The organism is Paenibacillus sp. SN-8-1, from assembly GCF_050995535.1.
GTDB lineage: Bacteria > Bacillota > Bacilli > Paenibacillales > Paenibacillaceae > Fontibacillus.
In genome coordinates, this window is sequence record NZ_CP194782.1 from 4036272 (window position 1) to 4055547 (window position 19276).

A 19276-nucleotide genomic window follows, 5' to 3' on the forward strand; every position below is an offset into this window, starting at 1 on the left:
GATTATAGCCCCATGTTCAGTTTCTCATATATTCAATCATTCGATTATACATCTCTTGCATTCCATACTTCGGGCTCCAACCAAGCTTAAGCATTTTTTCTGATGATAAATGCAATTTAACTGGCGGCGGATATCTAGTTATGCTTTCTTTGTCAATCTCCATCTTGACCGAAATACTTCCATTCGCCACTTTTTTCACAACGAGTTCTGCCATATCTAGAATCGTCATATGGTTTGCTTCATTTGCGATGTTATACGCTTCCCCTTCTTCACCACTTAAAAGTAAAATGAATAAAGCCAATATAGCATCTGCAGTATAGCAGCAGTTTGTATCACTTTCGCCTTTTGTGTGAAGAACAATATCCTTGTTATCAAGAACACTCTTAGCGAATTGAGCAAATACCCTATTATCTTCTATGGAGACCCCTGCCCCAAAGGTTTGTGACAACCTAGCTATCTTAACGGGTACGCCATACTCGATTTGATAATTAAAGCAAATATTTTCAGCCATCCTTTTACTCATTGGATATGAACTTCTAGCATTAAAGATATCGATCATTCCTAGATCTTTCTCACTGACTTTCCCTGAAATTAAACTTGTTCCGTATACTTCCATAGAAGAAAGGTATACTACACTTTCCACTTTTTTTTCATACGACAACTTCATCAAATTGTAGGTTCCCAGAACGATTCCCTCTGTTACTTCAACTGGTCTTTCAATCATCGTCTTAGAATCTGTAACAGCCGCGCAATGAAAGACAAAATCTATATCGGTCAGAATTGTTGGCATATTGCGAATGTCTCCTTTTGCGAAGACCACATTACAGTTATCAAGCACTCTTCGTGCCTTCTCTTCATCACGTATAAGTGCAACCATTTTGATATTTCGGTGTTGTGTCACATTCAAATAGTCGATAAACCGAATGATTAGCGAACCTAAAAAACCTGTCCCACCAGTTATAAGGACTGTTTTATTATCCAGCTTTCCCCATGGCAATTCAGCTTTCGCTATATATTGAAAATCTGCTTCCAAAATTCCATTCATCAAATCACCTCAAATGCTTATGCACTGTAAATAAGATACAAATATCCCCTTAAACAAATCGCTTACTCTATATATAGTTTTTTCATCATATCATCAAATTCAGGTATTTCAGGTTTAATTAGCGTTAATTTGGAGCATGGAATATGACTCTCTCTTTGTTCTACAGGAGGGAGAGTCATATAATCACCAAATGTATTTTTCAAGGCTTCCTCGTAATGCTTTGAAGCCAAAAATTTATATCCTTCGAAATCCAGATCTGTTAAAAAATAATCCCAGGGCAACTCACCATTAATAAACTTCTTTTCCTCTTCTCCCGACATTGTCTTCTTTGGATACCCCCATTTAGATATACTCTTTGAAGAGACCTTATGAGCCATGTTTCGACTTAATTCTGTCTGGTTCCCTAAAGTCCAACTAATTACCCAATCTCTAAATTTAAATATCAAATTTCTGGGGGTTAGCGATAGAAGTGCAAGCCATTTTCTCATAAAAAAGTTTGGATGCAAGTCTTTACCAACTTTGGACCAAAGTGCTTTGCGTATGATAAAGCAAGAAAAGCAATGGATAGGCCGGAGTATTTGCAAATCAGGAACACGATCTGAGTACATGATATCAACAAAAACACCATTCCTAGCATTCAATTCTTCATGACCGGCTCTAACAAACTCCGTTCCATTCCTAAGCATTCTTGTATAATTCCACCGATAATTAATATCGGTTCGCCATTCCTGCAGAAAAAAACGACTTGTATCAAGCTCATCCCTGCATACTTCAAAAAAACGATTGTATTCTTCCCTATCCATTGAAATATCCAAGTCAGGATCCCAAGGAATAAATCCTTTATGCCTCACAGCCCCAATAAGAGTTCCGCCAATTATTCTATATGCTATTTGATGCTTACGGCAGATCCGATCGATTTCAACCATCATCTCCAACTGAATTATTTGAATCTGTCTTCTCTGCTCCGGGGTAATAATAATGTCTGTCTTTACTCTTGCCTCTTTCACGATCTCGCTCCTATAAACTGACTATGCGTTTATGAACTTTTTGTCCGCAAGAGCCATCATCAATATTAACTACTGAATTTCTTAAGTCTGTTAAGCGCGATTCCTTATTGATATCTTTTTCGTCTATAATCATATTGCAAAAATCTTGAATGCTAAAACCATCATATATGAAATAGCTCGAAAAATGATCAAACACACAAATTCTGTCTTTTTTCATTTCTTTTTTACCATTCAGCATTAAAATTGGCTTTCCAGTTGCAATATATTGACGAGCCCAAGAACTTAAATCACTTATCATCCCAGCAGATACAATTGTAGCAGGCACGGTACTAGCAGATTGATCAAGTATACCATTCGAAGAGTTCTCAATCATATGAATAATCTCCATATAAGCATCATAGAAATCGGGTCTCATAGTAACTATTGTGGTTTCCAAAAGAGGATGCGGTCGCCAAATGAGAACCAATTCATTATATGACAAAATAATGGACATTCTGTGTTTCAATTTTATAAAATAGTTTGGGTCATTTAAGAGAGAACCGATGCTACTGTTTAAAACAATAGCTTTCTTCCGGTTAAGTTTCTGTATCCAGGTTATTGGTATTGGTATATTCTCATTGTTTTTGTTTAAGTTTACAATTGAGTCCATTTTAGGAGAGCCCATTACAAGCAGTTTATTTTCATTGACACCACACTCAACATATATTTTTTTGTGAGTATAGGATTGTACGATAATTTTATCGACTTCATTTACGCAAGAAGTCAGATGCTTTTGTGCAAAAACCTGAGTATTGAGATAAGCACCAGAAATAAAATACGGCACGTAAACAAGCATATTCGTGAATCTCTTGAGGTTATACGAATAGAATCGCGGATCAACCGAAGTGACCAGATTATGCTCGTCGTATGGGTTATGAATGTAAATCACGTCTGGCTTACTATTGCTCAAGTCATAGTTGTCATAATGAACAATAGGGACATAATCGGGATACTCTCCACCCTCATAATGAAACTCTCCAAAACTTCGATCGGGATTTCTATCATAATAAGGGATAGGCACAACAATTGGATCACAACTTTCATCATTTCTTGCAGCAAGCCAGATACTTTCAAGGGAGTCCCACATGCTTGCTTTATATGGCATAAACACAACTTCTAACTTTACCTCAGATTCCTTAATAAGCTCCTTTTTCAATAGTCCAAGCATGTACCTAAACTGTTTCACAAATTCAGAAATTGGCTGGTTGCTTGAAATACCTTCATTAATAGCTTCTAGCATATTCTTCATCCCGGAAAGGTAATTCTCATAAAAAGCAAAACGGTTCTCACTAAGCCCTGCTTCAAGACTGTCAGCTATAGAATTCACCGCAAAATAACAGTCACTTAGAATAACAGTGGCCTGTTCTGATTGTTTATTCTTGGCATATTTAACCCCTTCCCAAATAGTCGGGAGAAGCTCGATGAGTTGATCTCGAATATACTTTCTCATGTTAACCTCTTTGTATTCAAATTTTACAGTGCTCATTTCCATGACCTATAAAAAGCTCGTCGTTCATTAATTTTTCTGTCTAACAAAAACTTATCCTCTTACTAAATTTTATCGACTAAAAGTTAAAAAAGTTAAGATATTACTTATTTTCTATTCCGGCAGATTGAAATACTACCTTTTTAACATGTTGCAAGAAGTCCATTACTATTTCATCTTTTTTTGCACTTTTTTCAAAGAGATCCTCGGCATGTGTGATAGCATTAACAGCTAGTTCAACATTCACCTTTACCGCTTCTCCCGCAAAATAAATGTAATTCATAATGTTGTCCGGCTCTTCCTTCATAGCACTTTCAAGCAGTCTTACATTTCTTATTCCCTTCTGAATCTGATTTACTTCCTCGGGATCATACCCATCGTGGTAAAGACGAATCGGCATATTGATAAGAGCTGCCTTAACTTTATAATCGTTGGTTAATGTTTCGTGCATTTTGCCGTGATATTTAAAAACTCCTGTAAAAATCCGTGCATTGGCTTTTGAATAAATATCATCAGCTACTTCCGAATTCTTAATGTTTATTATATTGACATCTGCAATTACATTCCTGAACCCCTGTTTCAGTGAATATTTACAGTAATCACGAATTTTACTTACATCTTCTGGATGCAAGAACTCATCTGCATCTATTGTTAATTTCCACGTTCCTCTTGCCTTTGAGATTGCAAAATTCCGAGCTGCCGAAAAATCATCAATCCACTCGAAATGATACAGTCGAATCTTTTTTTGATCTTTCCTGTACTCTTCAATAAGTTCTAATGTGTTATCAGTCGATCCAGTGTCTACAATAACAATTTCGTCTACTGCATCAACGATACTAGAAAGACAGCGTATAATACACCTCTGTTCATTTTTCACAATCATCACAGCTGAAATAAGCGTACCCATTATCCTCATCTCCTCTTGTGCACCTTATCTTTATATCGGAAAAACACCTCTTTTTTCTTAATCCATTCATTCACTGATTGCCGAGTCACTTCTACCCGTGTTAATCTCACTCCTTAAATTGGTATTTAAAATAGGACCCTCTGGAAGAAGAGTCCTACTCGTATCAACCTACAGTATTTTCGTGAATATTTATCTAGAAGGACGTTAACCATTTCTTATTTCTTAATCAAAAAAGAGACCCTAGAAAGTCTAGGATCTCTCGGTAATACATTAAGATTAACGAAGCAATTGAAGAACGCCTTGTGGTTGTTGATTAGCTTGAGCCAACATAGCCTGTGCAGCTTGAGCAAGAATGTTGTTCTTAGTTTGTTCCATCATTTCTTTCGCCATATCAACGTCACGGATACGGGATTCAGCAGCTGTCAGGTTCTCAGAAGCAGTTCCCAAGTTGTTGATTGTGTGCTCCAGACGGTTTTGAACAGCACCAAGTTTAGAACGAGCGCTGGATACAGTTTGAGTAGCTTTGTCAAGAACAGCAATTGCTTTGGAAGCATCTTCTTTAGTAGAGATGTTCAGAGCAGCTTCGGATTTCACATCGTTAGTTCCGTTAGTAACGGAGTTAGTTTTTGTGAAACCATCCTGACCAGCGTTACCAGTGATTCCAAGTGCAGCCGCACGCATGTCATCGATAGACAGGGACATAGATTGTCCAGTGTTAGCACCAATTTGGAATTTAGTATTGAAACCAGTGCCTTGAGCTCCAGCACCAACTACTTGATCAATGTTCTTAACTGTGCTCAATCCACCACCAAGAGCAGTAACTGGCGTTCCAACTCCATTTTCTACTTTAATGTCTTTACCAGTTTCAGAAATGAATTGAATTTCGTTGTCCTTGGACAACGATGCTGTCACTTTACCGCTCAGTCCTGCATCTTGAAGAGATGCGTTGATGTCTTTAACCAAATCTGCCATAGCAGCATTTTTAGCATTGTCATCTACGCCTGAACTTGTTTTGTAAAGTTTATCAGCTGTTCCAGTGTTAAGTTTAACTTCAACTGCACTATCTGTACCAACTGTAATTTTAAGCGTAGAGTCCTTAGCGATAGTTGTATCCGAAGCAGTCAATTTTGCCGCAGCTTGTAGACCCGCACGTTCAACAGTAGTAGGATTTCCTTTAACTGCCTTTGCAGAACCGACATCGGCAGTAGCGTCAGTACCAAGTTTTGCATCAGCCCCTGTAAATTCAATAGTACTAGTCGTACCTTGGGATTTGGCTGTGAACTTGAGCTTACCGGATTCACTCGTAATATCAACAAGATCTCCGAGTTTAACTCCACCGCTAGTAACATTTTTCAGCGCAGAAATTGAATCATCTGCTTTAGTTGAATCTAAAGCAACCCCATCAAGATTGAAAGTAGTTCCATCAACTTTAACTGAGACACCAGCACCGATTGTACCAGTAGCAAAGGCGCCAGTGAGTGTTTTCTCTGCACTTGTTGCTTTAGTAATTTTGTCACTAGACCCTGAACCAATACCACCATTCAGCAATTTCTGAGTATTGAACTCAGTTGTGTTACCGATACGGTTGATTTCGGAAGTCAATTGGTTCATTTCATCTTGCAGCGCGCCGCGGTCAGTATCAGTGTTCGTACCGTTCGCAGATTGGTTGGAGATTTCGCGCATACGTTGCAGGATGGAGTGAGTTTCGTTCAATGCACCCTCAGCTGTTTGGATCAAAGAGATACCATCTTGAGCGTTACGGGAAGCTTGATCTAGACCGCGGATTTGACCGCGCATTTTTTCGGAGATTGCCAAGCCCGCTGCGTCATCACCAGCACGGTTGATGCGAAGACCGGAAGACAATTTCTCGATGTTTTTGTTAGTGTTAGCTGTGTTGATAGACAGTTGGCGGTGAGTGTTCAGCGCCGCAATATTGTGATTGATAATCATTGTGTGTTTCCTCCCTGAAATTAAATTAAGTTCCACATCCTTGTGGTAAACACTGACTCGTTAAGGTCGGCCGCCCTGCCGAATCAGCGTCTAATACATATATCGACATGCTCTGCCGAACAGTTTAGAGCATTTTATAACTTTTTTAATTTTTCTTATTTCCCCGGAGACGCTCCATCAATGCCTCCAGATTGGCAGGGGTAGGTGCCGCCGATTCACGGTTGCTCTCTTGTATAGACAGATAGACTTCCTTGCGAAAAATATCGATATGCGGAGGCGCGGAAATACCCACTCTTACGGTATCTCCTTCGACGCTGAGTATAGTAACCTCAATCTGATCCTGAATGACGATAGACTCACCTTTCTTACGGGAAAGCACCAACATATCTATTCACCTGCCTTTACAGAATCTTCAGTCCATAACTGGTGTCTTGTCTGGTAAGAGGAGCTATGCAGAATAATCTGCTTACCCACTTGCTTCTCAGGATTAAGGATGACTGGGGCAAGCAGGTTGATCGTGGACTGCTCTACCTGCTCCTTCAAAGAGATAATACAGCGTACAAGAACCTGGGCTTCAATCTGCAATTCTTCCGTATCAGCCGCTGGAAGTTCAAATTCATAATCAGGATAGTAGTCAAAAGGATCAGCAAGAAGAAAGGCAAGCCCCTTCTCCTTCAGGGATTGCAGATAAGAGAACATCCCCTCCTCCAAAGTAATGAGGGCGAACTCCGTCTCATCCTCAAACCCTGGCATTCCTTTGGGGAAATGGAAGATTTGGTCCTCAGCAACCTCCAGGCTGCCCCACGAAGCTGTGTGTATCATCATCATGTATCACTCCTTATTCGTCTTAGAAACAAAGAAAACTATAGATGGCTGGCTGCAAACCGCATCTATAGTCATCGTACAACATCAACTTTGTATATCCACCTCAGGCGGAATATACTGCACAGCTGCATACTGCTTCATGTACATGTCCAGCTTACCGCGGTTGTACTGAATCTCCGGTCTGTGCACTTCCACTTGGATGTCGGTATGAGCTTTATGAAAATTAATATCTGGTGGAGTTACATCGAAACGGATATCCACGTTATCCATAGAAGCCGGGGTTCGAAACTCCGGAAAAGGGATTGGCTGCCAATCCTGTCCGTATATGTCCGCAATGGTATTACCCGGCTCATAGATTGCAGCAGCTCGATTGCCCTGCTCTACCCGGTTCGCAATCCCCTGAAGATAGATGTCCTGGAACCCGGAATAGATCCGGCTGTTCATATCTAGGAAGTTCCCTCCGGTAAATGCAGAACGGGCAGCAGAAGAATCTATGGTCAGCTTAGGCACATATTGATGAATCTCCAGCTCGGACGGCTGGGTATTCATATTCACTTCAGCCTTCGGCTGCTGAATCGAATATTGACCCGGATCCGCATCGAAATTCAGAATAGCCGGGGTCTGCCTGATTTGAAGAATAGGCTGCATGGATACGGCCTCCTCTATACTATCTCAGAAAATCAACCAAAGAAGGCTGTATAATCTTAGAACCCGCAGAAAGGGAGGCATTGTAAATGTTCTCCTGTACTTTGGATTTCATGATCAGTTCTGCGTAGTCCGCATCCTCAGTCTTGGATTGAAGGTCCGTCAGGTTCGTATTGAGATCTGATAGTCTTCCCTGCATCAGTTCAATCCGGTTCGTCTTCGCACCAAGCTCGGCACGGGTAGTCAAGATCGTCTCCATACGGCTATCAATCTTATCTAGCTGAGAGGAAATTCCGGTAAAGTCCCCATTCGTTAAGCTTTGAGATAGATTGTTAATAATATTAAAAATATTATCTGAGTCAGATCCATTCCCAAATACATCTGTACCCGTGAGATTAATAGGCAGCTGAACACTATCTCCTACAGAGTAATTAATCAGACCTTTATCCGTAGTTAGCGTGGTAACACTTGAAGTATCAAAGGTCCCATCAGCATTCCGCGGGAAATCATAAGGCTTCTTATCGTAAGATTCTCCGTTGAAAATGTATTTACCATTTAGTTTACTGTTAGAAATATCGATCAGCTGTTCTCTTAACTGACCTACTTCCTGCTTGATGCTGTCTAGCGCTGACTGTGGGTTGCTCCCTGTTGAAGCTTGCACAGTTAACTCGCGCAGACGTTGAACGACATCCCCAGTCTGACTCAGAACTGTATCATTGAAGTCCAGCCAGGACAAAGCACTATCTACGTTCTTCGTATATTGATCATTGGATGCCAATTCCCCGCGGTAACGAAGGGAGTAAGTAATACCCACGGGATCATCTGAAGGTTTGTTGAGCTTACGGCCCGTAGCCAGCTGATTCTGGGTATTGTTCATAGCCTGAGCGTTCCGGTTCAAATTGAGCATCAGTTGGGAATTCATCATATTTGAAGTGATTCTTAACATTATCGCTAACCTCCTTTACTTATTTATTATCTCCCTACAGTTCCTGTTGAATTAATTAACTTATCCAGCAGTTCATCAAATGTAGTCATAAACCGCGATGCTGCACTATAGGCATGCTGAAATTTAATCAGATTGGACATTTCCTCATCTAAGGATACACCGCTAACCGATTGACGCTGGCTCTCTACCTGTTGTACCAAAATCGTGGAGTTCGCTGTCTGGCGTTGTGCTTCCTGCGACTGAACACCAAGCTGACCTACCGCTGAGTTATAAAGCCCTTCAATTGTGGTCGTCCGTGAACCATCTGCTGCCGTAAAGTTAGTCTGCTTCATATTAGCCATCAACAGGGCAAGCGTATTATTCCCTCTGATCACAGCTTCTGATGTTCCTGTTCCCTCCGTCCGCATCGAGGTTGCAATCAAATTCTCATTAGCCGCAATCTTGGTATTCAGGCTGATGTTCGCCGCTGTAATATCCCCGCCGCCCTTAGCCTCAAAGAACGGCAAGCCGCCTGTAGTGGTTCCGTCCATCGTATAACCGAGCTGATGAAGGCCATTCAGACCTTTTACCGTTACTACGGTATCTTGGGTTACGTTCCGGCCGGTTACTCCATCGACTGTTACGCCATCTGGAAGGACTGTTCCTTTCGGAAGCGTAATCTGGATGTCTCCATTGGCCAAAGTGTTGGCCAGGTTATCCAGCTGCTTCTGATAATCCTTGACATAATTCTCTCGTGAAGCGATCATGCCGTGTACTTCGCCGCCATTCAAATTGCCGGAGGCATACGCTGCTTCGAGGAATGCACCTCTGTCATCCGGGCCTGTTCCGTCAACGTCCACCTGAACCTCACTGCCTTCGATTAAGGTCTGTCCACCCATAGAGACCGTGTAGCCCTGATCCGTCTCCTGAACGTTGATGTTAATAATCTGGGACAGCTTATCTGTTAGTAAATCCCGTTGGTCCCGAAGGTCATTGGCTTGGTCGCCAAGCCCCTCGATACGGGTAATGGACTGGTTAAGATCTGCAATGGAGGTCAGGTAATTCTGAACCTCGCTTGCTTTCACTCCAACGTTTGTTGTCAAATCCTGACTTAACTTCGTAAGCTGTCCGCTCATATAATTCATCGCATCAGTTAGTGCCGCCGCATTCTCCTTAACGACTTTACGGGCTGAAGCGCTTTCCGGGTCCTTACTAAGGTTAGACCACGAGCTCCAGAAATTATTAAGCACTTTACTGATCCCTGTATCCGAAGGTTCATTAAATATCCCTTCAAGCTTATCGAGGGTATCTGCTTTGATATTCCAACTGCCGCTTGCATTGTTCTCGCTGCGATACTGGCTATCCAGGAATCCCTGTCTAATTCGCTCAATCGCCTGATACTCTACCCCTGTACCTAACTGTCCGGGAGTATTGGAACGATTAAGCCCATATGCTTCTATGGAAAGAGAAGGCTTCATCTTCACCGTCTGACGGGAATAGCCTTCTGTATTCGCATTTGAAATGTTATGTCCAGTTGTATTTAACGCCGCTGTCTGAGTGAACAGACTTCGTTTGGCGGTTTCTATTGAATGAAATGTGGATGTCATGACCTTACTTCCTCCTCAAATGAGCCTTAGGCGCGTGTATCAAAAAGTCCGGGGCGGCCACTGCCGCCGCTCTTGTCAGCCGGATGCTGGTATGTCGCTGCCTGCTCAGGTTCACCGACCAGCAGATCCAGTGAATAATCGAGAAAAGTAAGCGACTGCTCAATCAGCTTCTGATTCAAATCGTTCAGTTCCTTGAGTCTGTACAGCGTATTGGAGAGCTTCTTCTGCATGTCCAACAACGCCTTCTTCTCTTCCGGGTCGAATACAAGTCTCGAAAGCTCCGTAATCGTCAGATTCAGCTGCGACTTAACGCCTCTCTCCTGCAGGAACGCATAGCATGCAGTCATACGAACGTCCTCCAGCTTCTCAATCTGCTTGACGATACGGGACTCCTGATTCAAAATCCCGATTAGCTCTTCTACATTGTTCTTCATGATGGCGTCCCGCTTCTTCTCCGCCCACTCCAGCATAGTCAAGTGCGCATCTTCAAGCTGACCCAGTGAGTCTATTAATGCCTGTACTGCCATGGTATCCTCCTATACGTATGAACTAAAGAAATGAACACACGATTATTCGTATTCACCTATGAACCATCAAGGCCATGAGCCTTTAGTTCATTCCGTCTAGTTACTGTTCTATGACTTAAAGTATGGTGCCAGCTTCTCAGCAAGTTTATCTGCATCCACCTTATAAGTCCCGGCTGCCACTTGTGCCTTTAAATCCTGAATGCGCTGAGTACGCGACGGATCGGAGGCCTTCTCAGTCGCCTGGGCTTGAAGGAGCTCCTGAGCTGCTGTTGAAATAGATACTTCATCTTTGCGTTTGGTCTTCTTGTCAGTCAGCTGCCGCTGATTATCTAGTTGGCGTTGATACGAATTTATCGACCCAATTCGTCCGGTCTCGTTAATCTTCATAACCTACACCTCTCTCTCAAAAAATAAAAATACCGATAATCTCTACTAAGTTTATCGGTACCAAATGAAACATTATTAATAGTTCCGGGGAATGAACTTTTCCTGAACAACCTCTATTCACAAGGTCACAGATAGGATAACTATATTAGTTCAAAATTAGTTCAAATTATACAAACATCTCATTCTCTAGTCCTTACGAAGCCGATCCAGCGTCTTGTATGCACTAGTCTGGTTCTGCTCTGGTTCTCTCGCCAGCGCTTCTTCTCTTGCTGCGGCCGTAAGATCACGGGTCAGGCGTGTACGGCAGCCGTCACACATATTCCCTTCCCGGATCAGAATCCCGCACACTTCGCAGGGATACATCATATTGGGGTTATTCTCAACAGAGATTCTACCCTCTTTGATAAACTTGGTAATCTGCTTGATGGATACCCCGGTAGCATCGGAAAGCTGATGAATGGTTGATCCTTTATTCTCACGAAGATATTTGAAGCACAGTTCATATTCTTCTTCAATAGCCTTAATGCAAGCGGAGCATAGATTCTTGAAGTTCTTGGCGTACAGCTTCCCGCAGCGAGGACAATTGTCTAAATTCATGGAAATTACCTCTTTCATTTCATTCTACTGTAAAGTATCGTACCTAACAAATTCCAAATAGTTCTATACGCTGTTTCTTCTACAGATTACCTTAAAATTACAACACACGTCTATGCTTAATCATAAAAAGTTAAGTAATAAAAAAGCCCTACCGGCATCTCCAGTAGGGTAAGTAGCTTCTTAAAGTAAACCAATGGCTACTTCATTAGCAAAAGTTTCGGATATAACATATATCGGCAATATAATCTAAAAATTAATCATACTCGCATCAATTGTTACTCAATTCCAAACAGGCGTGGGGCTTATGCACAAATTCCAGGTTCTACACCTGCAAATCACCTCAAAAGTGACATTACAAGTCTATGATTATTCTTGAACCTTATTTGCAATATGTGCTGTACATTTACCCATTAAAAAAGAAAAGAACACTCTTAAGTCCTAGTGTTCTTGACATGTTCTGGCACAGCAGCTCAGCGGTTCAGCTACAGTTCAATTTGAGTGTGTTCTTCTAATCTTTCAATACGACGGAGAATCTGATTGAGATCAGTCTCCATCCCTGTAACATACCTGCGCTGAGAATGGAGCTCGTCACGGGTATGATCATATTGGTCCGTAAGCCGATCGAGCTTCTTCTCGATCGTATCAAGTTTTGCGACCTTTTGATCCATTTGGTCCATCTTTTGATCCATTTGGTTCATCTTTTGATCCACTTGTTCTATCTTCTGTTCCAGCTTGGCCAGCTTATTATTATTCTCGGCAACCATCTGAATCAGTTGTGTAAGCATTTCATGCTGTTGTTGTACTACTGTCTCCATGTCCATTTTCATACAACCCCATTTCTTAATAATAATTGGCACAGTCCGTCCACGTATAATTGATCTTCATTATAGCAGAGTAAAATTAATGCGTATACTTGGAAGATTATATGCCTCTATGGTTAATTATAACAAACATATGTTCTTACATTCAATCTTATATGGTTCATTATGGAATCTGGTCCATTGCTTGTCAGATATTATGCCGACTCTCCCCGCTAACCTCGGTTTTAACTCTAACCCCAATTCTAATAATGCGAAGCACTACTGGATATTTGGGGGACATCCGGATTATACACCTCCGGGATATACCCCCTCGGTTCACGACCTCGCCCAGGTCAGGCAGTAAATTTCTACAGTTATTCCAGCCTCACGGCAGGTACCCAGAAGAGCTTCTGAGCAGAATCCAACTGTGCTCCCCGTTGTATAAATATCGTCCACCAGCAGAAGTCTGAGCGGAGAGTTCTGGGATGATGAAATCCGGGTCCTTCTCTTATGTAATATAGACAATAATAATTCTTCTGTCTGTGGCAGCGTGCGGAACACACCCTGCATACTATGCAGTCTCTGTCCCCTGCCCTTGAGACTCATCTTCTCCGTATCGCGGGACCGCTCGAGCATAGCGATGAGCGGGGCCCGGGCCGCTGCGGCTGCGCCGGAGGCTAGCAGCTCCGCCTGATTGAAGCCGCGTTCAGCCAGCCTCTGGCTGCTAAGCGGCACACAGGTTACGGCGTCGATCCGCCAAGGCATACTCCGCCCATGGACAGCGGATAATTCCGACGCCAGCGTCTTGTAAGCTTGGCCCATCATGCGGGCCAGCATGGGGGCCAGGGTCTCTTGGCCGCGGTATTTGTACGCGGCCAGCCATTCACGCATTCGCGGGTCGTAAGCAACCGCGCTGCGGTTCAGTAGGAATGGACGTGCTTTAGCTCCAGGACGGGTACAGTCCGGGCAGCCGATATGACGGCCACACTTCGGGCACCGCGGGTGCCGAATCCACGGGATAGCCGCAGTACACTCGCGGCAAATCTCCGGATGCTCTCTTGCTCCGCTCTGCATAGGCTTGCCACAGGTCATGCAGTTCGTTCCTGATGGTGTGAGAAGTCCGCGCAGGGGATCAAGCAGCTGTGTCCATTTCATAACCATCACTCCCGGTTTGAAGTTTTTGCATTCACATATTCCTATGTTCATATGTTCATGCATCTACACTTTCATACATTCATTTAAATATCCAGTTACATATTCAGTTGCTTATTCAGTTACTTATTCAGTTACACGTCTCTTTCATACACCGTTCATAGATTGACTCACACACTATACATACAACCCTTACAACTCTTTCAACTCTTTCAAGCACTCATTCACACATATATTGCGACCAGCCATCCAAGCATGCCCCGGACCACGCATCCGTGCGCACAGGGAGTAGTGCGCACGATGTTACAAAGGCCCATTCATTCACGAATGCAAATAACCGTGACGTCTAGCTATACTGTTCATCTGCTTAATCTGGCGGATTGCCCCGCGCTGGGATGCTGTCCACTGTGGTGAGGCGAAAATGACCCGGCCATTCGGGTCATCCTTGGAACGCCCTGCCCGGCCTGCCATCTGTACAAGTGAAGCTTCATCGAAGAGTCCGCTGTCCGCATCTAAGATGAATACATCACTGCGCGGAACGGTGACCCCCCGCTCCAAGATCGTCGTTGTTATCAATACGCGAATCTGGCCTGAACGGAAGGCCCGCACTTTATCGGCCCGCCGTTCATCCTGAGAAGAGGTTCCGTCTACTGGAACACCATCTCCAAGCGATATTCGTATCAAATTAACCAGAGGTTCGATATGCCGAATCCGCGAGACAAACAGGAAGATCTGTGCGCCCCTGGCGGCAGAATCCTTCAAGGCTTTCACAAATTCCCAAGGCAACCGCCTGTTGCGTATGCAGCTCTCCGCGGTATTTGCTGTTAAATGCCGGGGAACAGGCAGTGGATGTCCATGGAAACGCGCAGGGACCTTGGCATGGGGCAAGCGCCCTGAAGCAGCTTCACGCTGAAGGGGCTTCGGGGGCGTCGCGGACAGCAGGATAAACCGCCCCTCTGGCTTACAGCAGTTCTCGGCGGCGTAGGCCAGCATCGGGTCATTATGATAAGGGAATGCATCCAGCTCATCGATAATGACTAGATCAAACGCACTATGATAGCGAAGCAATTGGTGTGTCGTCGCCAGAACCAACTGGCTGTCTTCCCACCTCTGAGTGCTTCCACCGTAGAGCACAGTCACGGACTCATCCGGAAAAGCCTTGGCGATCCGCGGTGCCAGTTCCAGCACCACATCCCGCCTTGGCGTAGCTACCAAGGCGCGCCCGCCCTGATCCAGCACATGGCGCAGCAGTGGAAAGATCATCTCGGTCTTGCCTGCGCCGGTGACCGCCCAGAGCAGGAATCGCGGCGGCCTGCAGACCCGCCGCCGCCTCCTCGCCTGGCAGCTGTCCGCAGGTCCAGCTGCCCGTGCACACCAAAGCGGGGCTCCCTCTTCGCCCCGCCGCCCTGCTGAGCGGCCGCCCCCGGCAGGCCGCTCGCCCAGGAACCGCAGCGCGGCACCAGCCGCCTCGCGCTGCGCAGGGCTCAGCCCCCACCTGTCCAGCTGGACACCGGTGGGGACGTCACGGTCGGCCGCGCGGCTAACCGCGGCCGGCTCCGGCGCGCCGCGCAGCAGCAGCGCGCAAGCCCGGCTGCGCCCGAGCGCGAGGCACGCCTCGCAGTAGGCGCAGGCCTCGCTGCCGCATGAGGCGCATGGCGCCACGGTGAGCGCGGCGCTCCCGCAGCGGCGGCAGCGCGGGGGCTGCCCGCGGCGCAGCAGGCTGCGGCGGACGGCCGGGGCCACGCCGGCCGTGAGCAGCACTTCGCCGCGCACATACGCAAGCTGCGCGGCCCCCCGCCAGCCGCCTGCGAGCTGCGGCAGGCGGCTCTCAAGCAGCTGCTTCAGCTCAGGCAGAAGCAGCGAGCGCCCCTGAAGCACTCGAGCAAGCAGGCTGGCAGCTTCGAGGGCATCGCCCCAATCCTGGCCCGAGTCCCTCCAGAATGCCTCCCCTCCGAAGCAAAGACTTCTCCCCACTGGAGTGTATCCCTGATCCTTCATCCATAACCAGAGGGGCTGTATATCCTCCCTCATTGCAGTCCCGCCACGTTCTCTGTCACTGTCTCTGTCTCCATCCCTATCCCTATCTCTATCCCTGTCCCTGTCTCTGCCACTATCACTGTCCCCGTCTCTGACCCTGTCTCTGCCACCGTCACCGTCCTCACTTTTGGAGTGAACCGTCCTCCCTCGCCCTCCGGCCTCTACACGCTCCAGACAAGCTGCCCACTCAGCGGCCTTGTAGCTGTCCATATCCGCAGTACACTCCATGTTATCCCGTAATGCTGCAGCCCTTCCAAGCGGAACTTCACGTGCAAGGAGTAGCAGGCTTTCAGCATCACTGCCGCTTCGGAGTGTCCACCACTGAAGATCGATCTTGATATCTAAGCTTATGTAACACTCCCATCCTATCGATCTACGAACCATATATAGTGCAGCCTTCAACTTATTCCCTCTTTCCCTTAAGTTCATCTATATAAGCCGTTATATAAGTTGAACTATAGATTTACAGGTGAGGCAGTCCTATGACCGTCATGTGACGCTGACTACCGCTACTTAGATGCTTTGCCCAGTCGAACAAGGTTGCCCTCCCGTTACGTCTCTCCTGTTTTGTCACTTTTCTAAAATGAGGTTTTGCATTATCTCAGCAGAATGACCCTTTCTCTGCACGCAAAAAAGCACACTCCCGGCCGCAGCCTCATGAGTGTGCTTCACACTGAATTATCATATAATGGAGCTTGTTCTGTACGAAGGGAACGCCCCGGATGAAGCCGAGCCAACCCTCCATTAGCTCCGCGCTTTTGAAACCGTTTAAACATGGACATATGGGATTTTGGCCGCCTCCATAGGCACTCTTAGATCGATAAGGAGTGCAGTCTCATCTTCAGCTGGAGCTGCCTGTCGTCTCATATCGTCTTCACTTTGCCATCCGGATAAACCATACACCGCGAGCTCCAAATCACCCGATTTCTTGATTCGCTGGGTTATGGCCAAGGTATCATCTTCCGATCCCTCATCCAATACCGTAATCCGGCAGTCCCTTCCTCTTAGCCGGGCATACCAGGAAATTGCCCGAAGGTACCACTCCATCTGTTGCCCATGATTGCGGGTCACGAGAATATAATGCTCCCGATCGGGTGCAGAGACCCTTCCACGGACATACATTCCATGCATAAGATGCACCAGCACTGCAGCCAGACCATAGCACAAAAAGATCCACACTGGAACCACCCTGCTCACCTCCTTATAGCGACAATATATGCCGCCACAAGGCTGTCGGTTCCACGCAGTGCTGAGCAATTGCCCAGTCCCCGGACAATCCGGCTATTACCCTGAGTTCAGACTTAAACCGAGGGAAAAGGAAGGGCTGACTTATATAAATTCAAAAAAGTTTATACCCACTCATACTAATCAACTCTGCTGATGAATCAACTATCCGCTGATCCATACTCTGGGATGCAGATATGTATTAAAGGGTTACCCATCCATACTTGATAGCATTAATTACAGCCTGAGTCCGGTCGTCCACTTCCATCTTCTGCAGAATACTGCTGACGTGGTTCTTCACCGTCTTCTCGCTGATGAAGAGGAATTCCCCAATCATCTTGTTACTGCGTCCCTCAGCCATCAATCTGAGCACCTCGGCCTCACGGCGGGTGAGCGGATTATCATCACCAGCCACAAACTTTACGCCGGCTTCACGGATCGCGCCATCCTCGGCAATAGCTCCAGTCTCATTCAAATATTCCATCCGGCGAAGCTGATGAATCAGCTTGCCTGTTACCTTAGGATGGATGAAGGCATGGCCCTCCGCAACGGAACGGATCGCATTAATCAGCGATTCAGCCTCCATATCCTTCAGAAGGTAACCTGTTGCCCCCTTGCGGAGGGTCTCAAATACATAGCTCTCGTCATCATGAATCGAGAGAATGATCACTTTAATTTCCGGAAGAGAGACACGAAGCTTCTCAGTAGCATCCACCCCGTTAAGGAGCGGCATATTAATATCCATCAATACGATTTCAGGGCCATAGCGCTGGCAGCATTCCAGCACCTGGGTACCGTCGCTGCACTCACCTACAACCTCTATATCTTCTTCCATATTTAGAATACGTTTTAGGCCCTCCCGAAACAGTTGGTGATCGTCAGCTAAGAGAACTTTAATTGGTCGTTTACTAGTATAAATGTGGTTTTCCATCCTATTGCTCCTTTCTCTTATCTACGTTAGTCGGGATATGAATGATGATTTTGGTACCCTGGTTCTCGGCGGATTCAATCTCCATTCTGCCTTCCAGCAGCTCGACACGCTCACGCATGCCAATCAGCCCGAAGTGAGAATGCTCCTTGGTCTTTTGCTCCAATGATTCCACTCTAAACCCAAGACCGTTATCCTGCACCACAATTTTGATCATTTGGGCCTGGTAAGTTATCTCAACCCCAACAAACGTAGGGTAAGCATGCTTTGCCGCATTGGTGAGGGCTTCCTGCACCAACCGGAAAATGGCTGCCTCCATCGCGGAAGACAGGCGCTGCTCTTTCCCTCTGGTCTCGAAAGTTGCACGAATTTTCGATTTTTCTTCATAGTCATGAACGTATTTACGGAGAGTCGGAATCAGTCCAAGATCGTCAAGTGCCATAGGCCGGAGATTGAAAATAACTTTGCGCATTTCCTCCAGACTGGCACGTACTTGACCCTTCAAGTCTACTATTTCGTCTTGGACCATCTTAAATTCCTGCTTCACAAGCATTCTTTCCACAATTTCCGTCCTAAGAACTAGATTTGCGAGAAGCTGGGCAGGACCATCGTGGATTTCTCTGGAGATCCTTTTTCTTTCTTCTTCCTGGGCCAAAATAATCTTCAAGCCGATGATTTGACGGTTCTTCGCAGATTCAAGAATTCGGGTTACTTGACCAAGCTCCCCTGACAGATACTCGAGAACAACCCCCATTTGACTGCCGATGGTCTCGGCGCGTTCTACCGACTTCTCCACATTTCTTGCCCTCTTCTGAAGCTCGTCCCTCCGAGCCTTCAGATACATCTCTTTCTCGCGGTAAATCATTAGATCCAGCTGAAGCTGGGTGGCCACCTCATACGCCTGTTTGATGTCCTCTTCCTTATACCGCACAAAATCCCGGCTGACTTCAGTCAGCCGGATTCTTGAGCGGCGATAATTCAATTCAAGCTGATCGACCTTCTCTACGGTCTCAGCGGTCTCTTTCATGACCAATTGTACTTCGTTATTAAGAGTCTTCAGCTCCTGGCGGGCTGAATCGAGAATCTCGAACATCTGGTGCTTGCTGTTCTCCATCACGTTGATAGCGTTCTTTATAACGCGGTCGATCGCGTCGGCTTGAAAATCCACTTGGGCAATTCTCCATTTCT

19 protein-coding genes are annotated in these 19276 nt (G+C 45.6%); all 19 read right to left on the bottom strand.

The window, feature by feature from the left end; translation table 11 throughout:
• Positions 1-16: 16 nt before the first annotated feature.
• The 19 genes from ACRRNK_RS19815 to ACRRNK_RS19905 all read right to left on the bottom strand — a co-directional run bounded on the left by ACRRNK_RS19815 (position 17) and on the right by ACRRNK_RS19905 (position 19256).
• On the bottom strand, positions 17-1045 hold the full coding sequence (locus tag ACRRNK_RS19815; RefSeq protein WP_433944318.1) for an NAD-dependent epimerase/dehydratase family protein: 1029 nt from the start codon (positions 1043-1045) through the stop codon (positions 17-19).
• A gap of 62 nt (positions 1046-1107) precedes the next feature.
• On the bottom strand, positions 1108-2052 hold the full coding sequence (locus tag ACRRNK_RS19820) for a LicD family protein (RefSeq protein WP_433944319.1): 945 nt from the start codon (positions 2050-2052) through the stop codon (positions 1108-1110).
• 10 nt (positions 2053-2062) lie between these two features.
• Positions 2063-3541: a CDP-glycerol glycerophosphotransferase family protein gene (locus ACRRNK_RS19825; protein ID WP_433944320.1), complete on the bottom strand. Its 1479-nt coding sequence runs from the start codon at positions 3539-3541 to the stop codon at positions 2063-2065.
• Between the two features lie 139 nt (positions 3542-3680).
• A complete protein-coding gene (locus tag ACRRNK_RS19830; RefSeq protein ID WP_433944321.1) occupies positions 3681-4484 on the bottom strand; it encodes a glycosyltransferase family 2 protein in 804 nt (267 codons plus the stop codon).
• A 276-nt stretch (positions 4485-4760) separates the two neighbouring features.
• Positions 4761-6434 carry a flagellin gene (locus ACRRNK_RS19835; protein WP_433944322.1) on the bottom strand — a complete coding sequence of 558 codons (1674 nt, stop codon included), beginning with the start codon at positions 6432-6434 and terminating at the stop codon, positions 4761-4763.
• Between the two features lie 145 nt (positions 6435-6579).
• Positions 6580-6819 carry a carbon storage regulator CsrA gene (gene csrA, locus ACRRNK_RS19840; RefSeq protein WP_433944323.1) on the bottom strand — a complete coding sequence of 80 codons (240 nt, stop codon included), beginning with the start codon at positions 6817-6819 and terminating at the stop codon, positions 6580-6582.
• A 2-nt stretch (positions 6820-6821) separates the two neighbouring features.
• The gene (fliW, locus tag ACRRNK_RS19845) at positions 6822-7262 is read right to left on the bottom strand and encodes a flagellar assembly protein FliW (protein ID WP_433944324.1); all 441 of its coding nucleotides are present in this window, start codon (positions 7260-7262) and stop codon (positions 6822-6824) included.
• Between the two features lie 81 nt (positions 7263-7343).
• The gene (locus tag ACRRNK_RS19850; RefSeq protein WP_433944325.1) at positions 7344-7907 is read right to left on the bottom strand and encodes a DUF6470 family protein; all 564 of its coding nucleotides are present in this window, start codon (positions 7905-7907) and stop codon (positions 7344-7346) included.
• A 19-nt stretch (positions 7908-7926) separates the two neighbouring features.
• Entirely contained in the window at positions 7927-8850 is a 924-nt protein-coding gene (gene flgL / locus ACRRNK_RS19855; protein ID WP_433944326.1) for a flagellar hook-associated protein FlgL, read from the bottom strand.
• 26 nt (positions 8851-8876) lie between these two features.
• A complete protein-coding gene (gene flgK / locus ACRRNK_RS19860; protein ID WP_433944327.1) occupies positions 8877-10436 on the bottom strand; it encodes a flagellar hook-associated protein FlgK in 1560 nt (519 codons plus the stop codon).
• A 26-nt stretch (positions 10437-10462) separates the two neighbouring features.
• The gene (locus tag ACRRNK_RS19865) at positions 10463-10963 is read right to left on the bottom strand and encodes a flagellar protein FlgN (protein WP_433944328.1); all 501 of its coding nucleotides are present in this window, start codon (positions 10961-10963) and stop codon (positions 10463-10465) included.
• A gap of 108 nt (positions 10964-11071) precedes the next feature.
• A complete protein-coding gene (gene flgM / locus ACRRNK_RS19870; protein WP_433944329.1) occupies positions 11072-11350 on the bottom strand; it encodes a flagellar biosynthesis anti-sigma factor FlgM in 279 nt (92 codons plus the stop codon).
• 186 nt (positions 11351-11536) lie between these two features.
• Positions 11537-11947: a TIGR03826 family flagellar region protein gene (locus ACRRNK_RS19875; RefSeq protein ID WP_433944330.1), complete on the bottom strand. Its 411-nt coding sequence runs from the start codon at positions 11945-11947 to the stop codon at positions 11537-11539.
• Positions 11948-12429: 482 nt separating this feature from the next.
• Positions 12430-12768 carry a hypothetical protein gene (locus tag ACRRNK_RS19880; protein WP_433944331.1) on the bottom strand — a complete coding sequence of 113 codons (339 nt, stop codon included), beginning with the start codon at positions 12766-12768 and terminating at the stop codon, positions 12430-12432.
• A 315-nt stretch (positions 12769-13083) separates the two neighbouring features.
• On the bottom strand, positions 13084-13902 hold the full coding sequence (locus ACRRNK_RS19885) for a ComF family protein (RefSeq protein WP_433944332.1): 819 nt from the start codon (positions 13900-13902) through the stop codon (positions 13084-13086).
• A gap of 318 nt (positions 13903-14220) precedes the next feature.
• Complete coding sequence (locus ACRRNK_RS19890) at positions 14221-16338, bottom strand: DEAD/DEAH box helicase (protein ID WP_433944333.1); 2118 nt, start codon at positions 16336-16338, stop codon at positions 14221-14223.
• 366 nt (positions 16339-16704) lie between these two features.
• Complete coding sequence (locus ACRRNK_RS19895; RefSeq protein WP_433944334.1) at positions 16705-17124, bottom strand: hypothetical protein; 420 nt, start codon at positions 17122-17124, stop codon at positions 16705-16707.
• A 238-nt stretch (positions 17125-17362) separates the two neighbouring features.
• Entirely contained in the window at positions 17363-18091 is a 729-nt protein-coding gene (locus ACRRNK_RS19900; RefSeq protein WP_433944335.1) for a response regulator, read from the bottom strand.
• Position 18092: 1 nt separating this feature from the next.
• The gene (locus ACRRNK_RS19905; protein ID WP_433944336.1) at positions 18093-19256 is read right to left on the bottom strand and encodes a sensor histidine kinase; all 1164 of its coding nucleotides are present in this window, start codon (positions 19254-19256) and stop codon (positions 18093-18095) included.
• Between the last annotated feature and the right edge of the window lie 20 nt (positions 19257-19276).